Source organism: Citrobacter sp. MGH105, assembly GCF_001037485.2.
Taxonomy (GTDB): domain Bacteria; phylum Pseudomonadota; class Gammaproteobacteria; order Enterobacterales; family Enterobacteriaceae; genus Citrobacter; species Citrobacter portucalensis.
On the sequence record NZ_CP073048.1, the window covers coordinates 619,537 to 631,760 of the forward strand.

The 12,224-nt window shown below is 48.6% G+C and carries 9 protein-coding genes and 1 other RNA gene; 6 read left to right on the plus strand and 4 right to left on the minus strand.

The annotated features are described in order from the left end of the window. Positions 1–6 precede the first annotated feature (6 nt). The 4 genes from SK35_RS03015 to garD form a co-directional block, all read right to left on the minus strand. Positions 7–831 carry a carbohydrate ABC transporter permease gene (locus SK35_RS03015; RefSeq protein ID WP_082193803.1) on the minus strand — a complete coding sequence of 275 codons (825 nt, stop codon included), beginning with the start codon at positions 829–831 and terminating at the stop codon, positions 7–9. 9 nt (positions 832–840) lie between these two features. Then, positions 841–1,785 carry a carbohydrate ABC transporter permease gene (locus SK35_RS03020; protein ID WP_048215478.1) on the minus strand — a complete coding sequence of 315 codons (945 nt, stop codon included), beginning with the start codon at positions 1,783–1,785 and terminating at the stop codon, positions 841–843. 78 nt (positions 1,786–1,863) lie between these two features. Next, positions 1,864–3,123, minus strand: coding sequence for an ABC transporter substrate-binding protein (locus tag SK35_RS03025; protein WP_042311206.1), 1,260 nt, complete (start codon positions 3,121–3,123; stop codon positions 1,864–1,866). 355 nt (positions 3,124–3,478) lie between these two features. Next, positions 3,479–5,050: a galactarate dehydratase gene (gene garD / locus SK35_RS03030; RefSeq protein ID WP_048215479.1), complete on the minus strand. Its 1,572-nt coding sequence runs from the start codon at positions 5,048–5,050 to the stop codon at positions 3,479–3,481. A 405-nt stretch (positions 5,051–5,455) separates the two neighbouring features. Between garD and garP the strand changes: the two genes are divergently transcribed. The 6 genes from garP to tdcA all read left to right on the plus strand — a co-directional run bounded on the left by garP (position 5,456) and on the right by tdcA (position 12,131). Beyond that, a complete protein-coding gene (garP, locus tag SK35_RS03035) occupies positions 5,456–6,790 on the plus strand; it encodes a galactarate/glucarate/glycerate transporter GarP (protein ID WP_008785890.1) in 1,335 nt (444 codons plus the stop codon). A 15-nt stretch (positions 6,791–6,805) separates the two neighbouring features. Next, positions 6,806–7,576 carry a 2-dehydro-3-deoxyglucarate aldolase gene (garL, locus tag SK35_RS03040; protein WP_008785889.1) on the plus strand — a complete coding sequence of 257 codons (771 nt, stop codon included), beginning with the start codon at positions 6,806–6,808 and terminating at the stop codon, positions 7,574–7,576. A gap of 30 nt (positions 7,577–7,606) precedes the next feature. Next, on the plus strand, positions 7,607–8,497 hold the full coding sequence (gene garR / locus SK35_RS03045; RefSeq protein ID WP_048215480.1) for a 2-hydroxy-3-oxopropionate reductase: 891 nt from the start codon (positions 7,607–7,609) through the stop codon (positions 8,495–8,497). A 65-nt stretch (positions 8,498–8,562) separates the two neighbouring features. Then, positions 8,563–9,708, plus strand: coding sequence for a glycerate 2-kinase (gene garK, locus SK35_RS03050; protein WP_048215481.1), 1,146 nt, complete (start codon positions 8,563–8,565; stop codon positions 9,706–9,708). Positions 9,709–9,740: 32 nt separating this feature from the next. Beyond that, positions 9,741–10,117, plus strand: an RNA gene (gene rnpB / locus SK35_RS03055) — RNase P RNA component class A. 1,075 nt (positions 10,118–11,192) lie between these two features. After that, the gene (gene tdcA / locus SK35_RS03060) at positions 11,193–12,131 is read left to right on the plus strand and encodes a transcriptional regulator TdcA (protein WP_003828596.1); all 939 of its coding nucleotides are present in this window, start codon (positions 11,193–11,195) and stop codon (positions 12,129–12,131) included. The last annotated feature ends 93 nt before the right edge of the window (positions 12,132–12,224 follow it).

The window sequence follows — 12,224 nt, forward strand, 5'->3', positions numbered from 1 at the left end:
TGCCCCTTATCCTTTAATTCCGGCACCAGCGATGCCGCGAATAAAATAGCGCTGGAAGAAGATATAAAGTAACAACATCGGGATAATCGCCAGCAATGCGCCCGCCATTAACATCGGATATTCCACGCCTGAGCGGCCAGAAAGTGAGGCTAATCCTACTGGTAATGTCATTTTATCCATGGAGGTGTTGACGATCAGCGGCCACATTAAATTATTCCAGCTCCACAGTCCGTTAATAATGACGCAGGCAATCAGTCCCGGTTTAATTAATGGCAGCATAATTTTGAAGAAAATAGTCAGATGGTTATACCCATCCATAATGGCTGCCTCTTTCAGTTCTTTAGGTACTGACAGAAAAAACTGACGTAATAAAAAGGCGCTATATATGCTGAATAAGCCCGGTAGCACCAGTCCAGGAATTGAGTTCAGCAAACCGATTTTTTCAACGGTTAAAAACTGTGGGATTAAAAAGATCTGACCGGGCAGCATCAGAATTGAAATACACAGCATAAACAGGACATCTCGTCCTTTGAAACGCAGTCGGGAGAAACCGTACGCTGCCATTGCCGCAATCAGCGTCTGCAAAATGACGATGACCAGCGTGGAGACGATCGAGTTAAAGTAAAAGCTGCCAAAAGGCATTTCATGCAAGATTTTACCGTAAGCCTGAAACCCTGGGTTGGCGGGTAGCAGGATCGGCGGAAAGGCGATGCTTTCTGCCTGGGTTTTAAAAGAGGTGATGATCATCCAGATAAACGGAACCACCGTTACCAGCGTCGCGAGGATCATCAGGCCGTAAATTAGCCATTTTTCACGTTTTGTCATGAACATCGTGGTGCCTCACTGTGCTTTAAGTCGTTTACCAATCCATATTTGCAGCAGCGTCAGGACCATCGTGATAACGAAAATCACCACGGCGATTGCTGAGGCATACCCTTTTTCATGGTAGATAAAGGCGTATTTATAGAAGAGATAGGCGATGGTCATCGTCTGATCGTCCACCATGGATGAACTGCCAAACAGCAGATAAACCACATCGAAAATTTGCAGCGTTTCGATAAAAGAGATCACCAGTACGAAAAACAGCGTTGGGATCATTAGCGGTAAGGTAATAGACCAGAATCCACGCAATTTGCTGATGCCATCCAGCGACATCGCTTCATAAATTTGTTTGGGGATCCCCTGCAATCCAGCGAGCAGAATGATCATCTTCAGCGCAATAGCCGACCAGATGATAACCAACGAGGCGCTCAGACGGACGACATCGGGATCGGATAACCAACCGATGGCCGGAAGATCGAAAAAAGCCAGGATCTGATTAATTAAGCCGAAGTTTCGGTTCATCAACCACTGCCAGACCATAGCAATGGCCGCAGGCATAGTGACAGCGGGTAGAAATAACAGTGTGCGAAACAACCACTGACCGCGAATCGCCTGATTCAGGCCAATTGCGAGCAGTAATGACAAAATGGTGATTATCGGTACGCAAATAAAAACATAGGCCAGGGTGTTATATATTGCTGAACGAAACTCATCATCGCTGAATAAATTAATATAGTTATCTAAGCTGATCGTCGTCCAGATCTGAAACTCGCCCAGGTCGGTGAAACTATAAAAAACGTTCTGGAAGAATGGAGTAAAGTAAAAAACAATTAACCCCGCCAGTAACGGCATAATCATTATCCATCCCCAGAAGCGTTCTTCTTTTTCCAGCTTGGTCAGGGATTTTTTATGCACTTCCCTGGCTGGTAATTGTGGGGATGCAGCTTCATCTGAATAGCTCATACAGACTCCGGGATGCTCACTGTGCAACCAAAATATATTGCGTGGGCGAAAGCGAGAGGGAGCATGGCTCCCTCAGGATTATTTCTGCATTTCTCGTTCAACGCGTTTTGCAACACCAGGCATGACTTTTTCTGGGTCAGTACCCGTCCAGACTTTTTTCAAGCCATCATTCAGGATGCTATTCCACTTGGCGGTATTGGAGCCTGCGGTTGGATATTTATGTGAGAAAGCCAATGAATCTATATAGGCTGAAACATCAATACCCTTAAAGCCTTCAGCCCACTCTTTGGCTACTTTTTGGTTCGCGGGGATCACGACTTTTCCCGTAGCCAGTGTCTGCTGCGCATGCTCAGAACTCATGAACTCAATGAACTTCCACGCCGCATCTTTATGCTGGCTTTTTGCTGACATGGCAAATGCCAGGCTATGGGATACACCTGCCTGCTCTGCCATTTTAGGCATTGGTACCACGCCGATGTGATCCTTAATCAGCTCATTTTGAGAGAAGGGTAATGCCCACCATGAGCCTGCGTAGACCATGGCCACTCGGTTGGACTGGAAGACATCCGAGGCTTCCATCTCGCCTGGCGGTTGGATTAGTCCCGCGTTCAGCATGCCTTGAACATCGCGATAGACGGCGATGGCTTTGTCATTGGCAACATCCGTTTTGCCCTCAGGCAGGACAATCTTATCGCCAGCCTGTAATAGCAGGTTAAAATAACTGTCCTGTCCGCTGCTGAATTCCATTGCCAGTGGATAAGACTGTTTATCCAGCCCTTTACGCAACTGCACTGATTTTTGTTTTAAATCGTCCCATGTCCAGTTTTTATCGGGATAGCTCACGCCAGCCTGATCGAACATTTTTTTGTTGTACCAGACGGCAATTGCATCAATATCCCTTGGGATGGCATATTGCTGCGACTGGTATTGATAGGCATCGACTGAACTTTTAACAAAATCATCCAGTTTCGGCGCTGATTTCTCTTTCAGATAATTGCTCAGTGGTTCCAGCATGCCATTTTTAACATATTGCTGGAAATTAGGCATATTCATCCAGAATACATCCGGTGCTACATTTCCGCCGACTGCTGAACTTAGCTTGATAAAATATTGGTCATAAGGTGTTAATTCAATTTCGACTTTGATGCCAGGGTTGTTTTTTTCGAATTCATTAACGAGCTGTTGTTCGCCAGGGAGTTGATTACGGTCCCATAACGTGTAGCGTAATTTAACAGGCTTTGCGTCCGATTGGCCTTCAGCACTCGCGACGACAGGAGTTGCCAGTAAACAGGAAATAAGACAGGCCAAAGCGACATTATTTTTATTCAGGGTATACATAACTTCCCTCTTTATTCAGGTCAGAATGCTTATGAGGTAAATTACAGGAGCCTATGAATAATCTGTTTTACATCGGAGAAAGTCAAAGCGGTAAAAAATAGGGGATTATCGCATTAAAACAAGGTCGTCTTTCGGTAGGTTTCTCTTTTATCAAAACGAAAATATAACATAAAACAATGGTGATATTATTTCGTTTAATTTCATGTTGTTAGGTTTATTTTGTGGGTTTGAATCGAAAAAAACAGATGTTTAAAAAAACCTCTTAAAATGCGAACGTTATCACTTTATTTGTTGTTACATAGACATAAAAAACGGGGATAAATCCCCGTTTTTTCGTTGGCTTTCGTTTCGATAATCAGGTCACTGGCGCCGGGTTAAACACCGCCAGCTGGTTATGCAGTCCCCACTGGTCCGAGAAGGTTTTCTTACGCCCGCTGGCGACGTCGAGAATAAATTCGAACAGTTTCAGACCCACATCTTCAATGGTTTCTTCTCCGGTGGCGATGGTGCCCGCGTTAATGTCCATCAGGTCAAACCAACGGTTGGCCAGCTCGGTGCGTGTCGCCATTTTAATCACCGGCACGGCCATCAGACCATACGGCGTACCGCGACCGGTGGTGAACACCTGCACGGTGATCCCGGAAGCGACCTGCTGTGTACCGCAAACAAAATCACTGGCGGGGGTTGCAGCGTAAATCAGGCCACGTTTGGTTGGACGCTGACCCGGCGACAATACTTCGACAATCGCGCTCTTGCCAGACTTGGCAATCGAACCCAGCGCCTTTTCCACCACGTTTGCCAGACCGCCTTTCTTGTTGCCCGGAGAAGGGTTGGCACTGCGATCCGTTTTGCCCATATCAAGGTAGTTATCGTACCAGGCCATCTCTTCGAGCAGGCGTTTACCTACTTCTTCGTTAATCGCACGTGGGGTCAGAAGGTGGATGGCATCGCGCACTTCGGTTACTTCAGAGAACATTACGGTCGCGCCGCAGCGTACTAACAGGTCGGAGGCATAACCCACCGCCGGGTTGGCCGTCACGCCGGAAAACGCATCGCTACCGCCGCACTGCATGCCGACCACCAGTTCTGAAGCCGGGCAAGTTTCACGCTGGCGCTGATTGAGCTTTGCCAGATGATGTTCGGCCACCTGCAGAATATCGGTGACCATCGATTGAAAACCGACGTGCTTTTCATCCTGCAGGCTGACGATACTGGCGCTGTCGACCGGAATACTTTTCACATCGTGCGTGCCTTCCAGCAGCCGCTCAGGCTGCAGTTTTTCGCAACCGAGGCCGATGACCATCACTTCACCGCCAAAATTCGGGTTAAGCGCAATATTGTGAATGGTACGAATCGGCACGATGGCGGCTGGAGCATTGATCGCCACGCCGCAGCCGTACAGATGATTGAGCCCCACCACACCGTCAACGTTCGGGTATTTAGGCAGCAGATCGCGCTCAATGATTTTCACCACATAATCCACCACGCCCGCTACGCAGTGCACGCTGGTGGAGATACCGAGTAGATTTTTGGTACCTACGCTACCGTCAGCATTGCGGTAACCTTCGAAGGTATAGCCCTCTAGCGGTGGCAGCGGCTCTGGCACTTTAGTTGCCAGCGGCAGCGTCTCCAGCGGCGGGGCTTTGGGCAGCTCAACCATTGATTCATCAATCCAGCTGCCGCGTGGGATATCGCGAACGGCATAGCCTATCACTTCGCCATAACGCACGATTTCGCCATGAACAGGAATATCCAATAGCGCCACTTTATGACCCTGGGGAATATGTTCAATGAGTTCCAGTCCGTCCGGAAAACGCGTTCCGGCTTTCAGACCATTGTCATTGACAATTATCGCCACATTATCTGTTTCGTGAACTTTAATATAAAACGCCGTTGGCGATTCTTGTCTGATTTCGATGTCGGCCATTGTCCAGTATTCTCCAACAAGGTGGTGATAATAGTGTGGATATTTATATTTTGAATCTAATTTTAAGTAATAAAGATTCGGTATCGTGAAATAAGAATGTCAGGAGTTTAACGTGAAGAATGTGACGATGATCACTTAAACTCAGCAAGGCCGGGTCACCAGTGGTAGCAATACGTAAATGTGTGCATTAGCGCCCATGCTTGTGTGCATATGCCCAAAACATTAATTTAATAACGTGTATTTAATGAGCACTTGCACAATGATTAACGTTGTGCTGATGATTATACTAAATCACGGTTTCATAACGTCTGATAAATTATTATCTATTTTTATTATCGGTAATTTATCACGAGAAATACCCACAAAATAATAATAAAAACCTTTTATGTGCCCGAGGTAAATAGAATGATATTGGATACAGTTGTCGAGAAAAAGAAAGGTACGCACACCCGTTATTTAATATTGCTGATAATATTTATTGTTACAGCCGTTAACTATGCGGACCGTGCGACGCTGTCTATTGCCGGAACTGAAGTGGCGAAAGAGTTACATCTCAGCGCCATCTCAATGGGTTACATTTTCTCCGCCTTCGGCTGGGCTTACCTGTTGATGCAAATCCCCGGCGGCTGGCTGCTGGATAAATTCGGCTCGAAGAAAGTCTACACCTACAGTTTGTTCTTCTGGTCACTGTTTACCTTCCTGCAGGGCTTTGTGGACATGTTCCCGCTGGCCTGGGCGGGTATTTCAATGTTCATCATGCGCTTTATGCTGGGCTTCTCGGAAGCGCCATCCTTCCCGGCTAATGCCCGTATCGTGGCGGCCTGGTTCCCAACGAAAGAGCGCGGCACGGCATCTGCGATTTTTAACTCCGCACAGTATTTCTCCCTGGCGCTGTTTTCCCCGCTGCTCGGCTGGCTGACCTTCGCCTGGGGCTGGGAGCACGTCTTTACCGTGATGGGCGTGATTGGTTTTGTGCTTACCGGACTGTGGGTAAAGTTTATTCATAACCCAACCGATCACCCGCGCATGTCGCAAGAAGAGTTGAAGTTTATCTCTGAAAACGGCGCGGTCGTGGATATGGACCATAAAAAACCGGGCGATGTGAAGTCAGGTGGTCCTAAACTGCATTATATCAAGCAGTTGCTGACAAATCGTATGATGCTTGGTGTGTTCTTTGGCCAGTATTTTATCAACACAATTACCTGGTTTTTTCTCACCTGGTTCCCGATTTACCTGGTTCAGGAAAAAGGTATGTCGATTCTGAAAGTGGGCCTGGTGGCTTCGATTCCGGCACTGTGCGGGTTTTTCGGTGGCGTGCTCGGCGGCGTGTTCTCTGATTATCTGATTAAACGTGGTTTCAGCATTACCCTGGCGCGTAAGCTGCCGATAGTGCTCGGCATGTTGCTCGCATCGACCATTATTCTGTGTAACTACACCGATAATACCGCTCTTGTGGTGGCGCTGATGGCGCTGGCGTTCTTCGGTAAAGGTTTCGGCGCGCTGGGTTGGCCGGTGATTTCCGATACCGCGCCGAAAGAGATTGTCGGTCTGTGCGGTGGGGTATTTAACGTATTTGGCAACGTGGCTTCCATCGTCACCCCGCTGGTGATTGGGTATCTGGTGAGCGAGCTGCACTCATTTAATGCTGCGCTGATGTTTGTAGGGTGCTCGGCGCTGATGGCAATGGTTTGCTACCTGTTTATTGTCGGTGACATTAAACGTATGGAATTGCAGAAATAAACAAAGGTATAGGCGATGAATAACACGATTTTCCCGAATAAGTTTAAAGCGGCCCTCGCGGCGCAACAAATTCAGATTGGCTGCTGGTCTGCATTGGCCAGCCCAATCAGTACCGAAGTTTTAGGTCTGGCAGGGTTTGACTGGCTGGTACTGGATGGCGAACATGCGCCGAATGATATCTCGACGTTTATTCCGCAATTGATGGCGCTGAAAGGCAGCGACAGCGCGGCGGTAGTGCGTGTACCAACCAACGAACCGGTGATTATCAAGCGCCTGCTGGATATCGGGTTTTACAACTTCCTGATCCCGTTCGTTGAGACGGAAGAAGAAGCGGTTAACGCTGTGGCGTCGACCCGTTATCCGCCGGAAGGTATTCGCGGCGTGTCCGTATCCCATCGCGCCAATATGTTTGGCACCGTACCGGACTACTTTGCGCAGTCGAATAAGAACATCACCATCATCGTGCAGATCGAAAGTCAGCAGGGCGTTGATAACGTTGACGCAATCGCGGCGACAGAAGGCGTTGACGGTGTCTTCGTCGGACCAAGCGATCTGGCTGCGGCGCTAGGTCACCTCGGCAATGCGTCACATCCTGATGTGCAGAAAGCTATCCAGCACATTTTTGCCCGCGCGAAAGCACACGGCAAACCAAGCGGCATTCTGGCCCCGGTAGAGGCGGATGCGCGTCGTTATCTGGAGTGGGGCGCGACGTTTGTTGCCGTTGGCAGCGACCTTGGCGTGTTCCGTTCAGCCACGCAGAAACTGGCTGATTCTTTTAAGAAATAACCACCATCGACAGTAGAGAGAGATAAAGACATGACAATGAAAGTTGGTTTTATTGGCCTCGGTATTATGGGTAAACCAATGAGTAAAAACCTCCTCAAGGCAGGTTACTCGCTGGTGGTTGCTGACCGTAACCCGGAATCCATTGCGGAAGTAATTGCCGCAGGTGCTGAAACTGCCGCCACGGCGAAAGATATCGCTGAGCAGTGTGATGTGATCATCACCATGCTGCCGAACTCTCCGCATGTTAAGGAAGTGGCACTGGGTGAAGGCGGCATTATTGAAGGGGCGAAACCGGGCACAGTGCTTATCGACATGAGCTCCATTGCACCGTTGGCCAGCCGTGAAATTAGCGACGCGCTGAAAGCGAAAGGCGTGGATATGTTGGATGCGCCGGTCAGCGGCGGCGAGCCAAAAGCGATTGACGGCACGTTGTCGGTGATGGTCGGCGGCGATAAAGCGATTTTCGACAAGTACTACGATCTGCTGAAAGCGACGGCAGGCTCCGTGGTGCATACCGGTGAAATTGGCGCGGGTAACGTCACCAAGCTGGCGAATCAGGTGATTGTGGCGCTGAACATTGCCGCGATGTCTGAAGCGCTGACGCTGGCGACCAAAGCGGGTGTGAATCCGGACCTGGTGTATCAGGCGATCCGTGGCGGGCTGGCAGGCAGCACCGTGCTGGATGCGAAAGCGCCGATGGTGATGGATCGCAACTTTAAACCAGGTTTCCGTATTGACCTGCATATCAAAGACCTGGCGAACGCGCTGGATACCTCTCATGGCGTTGGCGCTCAGTTGCCGCTGACTGCAGCAGTCATGGAGATGATGCAGGCGCTACGCGCAGATGGATTGGGTACTGCCGATCACAGTGCGCTCGCATGCTACTACGAAAAACTGGCGAAAGTGGAAGTCACTCGCTAACAAGAAGGGCGCGGATGTGCGCCCTGTATTTCTTGCCTTGCGCGGCACAGTCAGGCTACATAACTATGAAAATCGTAATTGCCCCAGACTCTTATAAAGAAAGCCTTTCTGCCACCGAGGTAGCTCAGGCAATAGAAAAAGGATTTCGGGAAATTTTCCCCGATGCGCAATATGTTTCTGTTCCGGTTGCCGATGGCGGCGAAGGAACGGTTGAAGCCATGATTGCCGCGACGCAAGGGAGTGAGCATTCAGCGTGGGTGACGGGGCCGCTGGGCGAAAAAGTGAATGCCTGCTGGGGCATGTCCGGGGACGGTAAAACCGCGTTTATCGAAATGGCGGCAGCCAGTGGTCTGGCGCTGGTGCCTCCTGAAAAGCGCAACCCTTTAGTCACTACGTCACGCGGTACCGGAGAGCTGATTTTGCAGGCGCTGGATAGCGGTGCGCAGAGCATCATTATTGGCATCGGCGGCAGTGCGACCAACGACGGTGGCGCGGGTATGGTGCAGGCGCTGGGGGCAAAACTGTGTGACGCCAACGGGACAGAAATTGGCTACGGTGGGGGAAGCCTGATGAGTCTGAACTCCATCGATATCTCGGGTCTGGATCCGCGCTTAAAAACCTGTTCTATTCGCGTGGCCTGCGATGTGACTAATCCACTCATCGGCGATTCTGGCGCTTCGCGCATTTTTGGCCCGCAGAAAGGGGCGACGGAAGAACGCATTCTCGAACTGGACCGTAATCTGTCTCATTATGCCGACATCATTAAAAAATCGCTGCGGGTCGATGTGAAAGATGTGCCAGGCTCCGGTGCGGCAGGCGGAATGGGCGCGGCATTAATGGCTTTTTTAGGCGCCGAGCTACGCAGCGGTATCGAGATTGTGACCCAGGCGCTCAATCTGGAAGAGCATATTCACGACTGTACGCTGGTGGTGACCGGCGAAGGGCGGATCGACAGCCAGAGCATTCACGGCAAAGTGCCGGTAGGCGTGGCGAATGTCGCGAAGAAGTACCACAAGCCGGTTATTGGTATTGGCGGCAGCCTGACGCGCGATGTGGAGGTAGTGCATCAATATGGTATCGATGCGGTGTTTAGCGTATTGACCAGCATCAGCACGCTGGAAGAGGCCTTCCGTGGGGCATTTGATAATATTTATCGCGCCTCAAGAAACATCGCTGCCACGTTAGCGATAGGAATGCGCAGTGCGGGGTGACATTGCCCCGCAAACCCTCTATACTGCGCGCCGAAGCTGACCAGACAGTCGCCGCTTCGTCGTCGTCCTCTTCGGGGGAGACGGGCGGAGGGGAGGAAAGTCCGGGCTCCATAGGGCAGGGTGCCAGGTAACGCCTGGGGGGGAAACCCACGACCAGTGCAACAGAGAGCAAACCGCCGATGGCCCACGCAAGTGGGATCAGGTAAGGGTGAAAGGGTGCGGTAAGAGCGCACCGCGCGGCTGGTAACAGTCCGTGGCACGGTAAACTCCACCCGGAGCAAGGCCAAATAGGGGTTCACAAGGTACGGCCCGTACTGAACCCGGGTAGGCTGCTTGAGCCAGTGAGCGATTGCTGGCCTAGATGAATGACTGTCCACGACAGAACCCGGCTTATCGGTCAGCTTCACTCTTTAATAAAACCCCGCTTCGGCGGGGTTTTTGCTTTCTGGGTAAGACAGATGAATGACTGTCCACGACGCTATGCTCAAAAGAACGCGGCTTATCGGTCAGCTTCACTCGTTATAAAACCCCGCCGAAGCGGGGTTTTTGCTTTCTGGGTAAGCCAGATGAATGACTGTCCACGACGTTATGCTCAAAAGAACGCGCCTTATCGGTCAGCTTCACTCTTTATAAAACCCCGCTTCGGCGGGGTTTTTGCTTTCTGGGCAGGTTGCCATGCCTGATGGCGCTGCGCTTATCAGGCCTACTGGGGGAGAGACTGGTTTTGTAGGCCGGATAAGGTGTTTACACCGCCATCCGGCAGAGGTTTTACAGCGAGCATTGAGATTGGTTTTCGAGGATGCAGGCGCTTATTTCCTTCTTATCTAATTTTTATATCCCTATTATTTATGCACCGAATTTCTTTTATCTGAGGGGAATGTGTCGGTGGATATTTCTAATTTTGTGACGACCAACACAAAACACTGTGCGATACGTTTTTATCGAGAATAATCGAACGCAATCGATCGCCATCACAAAATTACTTGCTAATAAATTGCACAAAATCAGTGTTAATATGATGTTGCATATGATAATTGTTTGTGTTTTTTAGATTGAATTTTAATGAATGCAATGTTTCTTTACAAACAAATATGGCGAAAAAATGTGATGCATAACGTTATTTAATCGCCATAATCATTAAAATATAATTAAATTTGATAAGTTGTTTATTAAATTTAAGCGCCATCTTGCCTGATAATTGTTCTGTAATTGATTGAAATATAGCCTTTCATGGTTTTAAAAAATAGTGGAAAAAATGGGGAGGTTATAGCCATAAAAAATCGTTATCCCCCCATCTTTTTTTGACTAAAATCAGGATAAAGTAAGATCGATAATTCATATCTATATGATTATTAAGTGATTTAAATTTCAATGATAGTCTTACAAAATGTAAGTCAAGGGGATTTGTGAGGGGTAGCACATATCCTTGTTCGCTTAATTTGGTACACTTCCTGCCGTCAACAAAGTAATTAACGCAGGTCGATATGAATACTATTACACTCCCTAAAACACAGCACTTAGTGGTCTTTCAGGAAGTCATTAGAAGCGGTTCTATCGGCTCAGCTGCAAAAGAATTAGGTTTAACCCAACCCGCTGTCAGTAAAATCATCAATGATGTTGAGGCTTATTTTGGTATTGAGTTAGTTGTACGTAAAAATACTGGTGTGACATTGACTCAGGCAGGTCAGGTGATGCTCTCATGGTCTGAATCTATTACCCGTGAAATGAAAAACATGGTTGATGAGATGAACAGTATGACGAGCAATGCGGTCGTTGATGTGTCGTTTGGCTTTCCTTCACTGATTGCCTTCACCATCATGTCCGGCATGATTAAAAAATTCAAAGAAGTGTTCCCGAAAGCGCAGGTTTCTATGTATGAAGCTCAGCTCTCCTCCTTCTTACCGGCGATTCGTGACGGACGGCTGGATTTCGCCATCGGTACGCTGAGTGATGAGATGAAACTGCACGATCTGCATGTTGAGCCGCTCTTTGAGTCAGACTTTATCCTGGTTGCCAGCAAGTCCCGAACATGCACCGGCATCACCTCGCTGAGCGCGTTGAAAAACGAACAGTGGGTGTTGCCACAAACGAATATGGGGTACTACAGCGAACTTCTTACCACGTTACAGAATAATGGCATCAGCAGTGAAAACATCGTTAAAACAGACTCTGTCGTTACGATTTATAATCTTGTTCTCAATGCTGATTTCTTAACAGTAATTCCCTGCGATATGACCACACCGTTTGGCTCAAACCAGTTTATTACTATCCCGGTAGAAGAAACCTTACCCGTCGCGCGTTATGCCGCCGTGTGGTCGAAAAATTATCGAATTAAAAAAGCAGCATCTATTTTGGTGGAATTAGCCAAAGAGTATTCATCATATAATTGTCGGAGACGAAGGCAATTAATTGAAATTGATTAAAGATTAAATTTGTTTTAACACGAAATAAACGCCATTTGTCTATATCTGACAATGGTCACGGCTATCTATTTACTTTAATACCCAGGTAAGAGG

Coding starts and splice junctions, on each gene's coding strand:
- SK35_RS03015 (WP_082193803.1), bottom strand. CDS start 831: ATGTTCATGACAAAACGTGAAAAATGGCTAATTTACGGCCTGATGATC.
- SK35_RS03020 (WP_048215478.1), bottom strand. CDS start 1,785: ATGAGCTATTCAGATGAAGCTGCATCCCCACAATTACCAGCCAGGGAA.
- SK35_RS03025 (WP_042311206.1), bottom strand. CDS start 3,123: ATGTATACCCTGAATAAAAATAATGTCGCTTTGGCCTGTCTTATTTCC.
- garD (WP_048215479.1), bottom strand. CDS start 5,050: ATGGCCGACATCGAAATCAGACAAGAATCGCCAACGGCGTTTTATATT.
- garP (WP_008785890.1), top strand. CDS start 5,456: ATGATATTGGATACAGTTGTCGAGAAAAAGAAAGGTACGCACACCCGT.
- garL (WP_008785889.1), top strand. CDS start 6,806: ATGAATAACACGATTTTCCCGAATAAGTTTAAAGCGGCCCTCGCGGCG.
- garR (WP_048215480.1), top strand. CDS start 7,607: ATGACAATGAAAGTTGGTTTTATTGGCCTCGGTATTATGGGTAAACCA.
- garK (WP_048215481.1), top strand. CDS start 8,563: ATGAAAATCGTAATTGCCCCAGACTCTTATAAAGAAAGCCTTTCTGCC.
- tdcA (WP_003828596.1), top strand. CDS start 11,193: ATGAATACTATTACACTCCCTAAAACACAGCACTTAGTGGTCTTTCAG.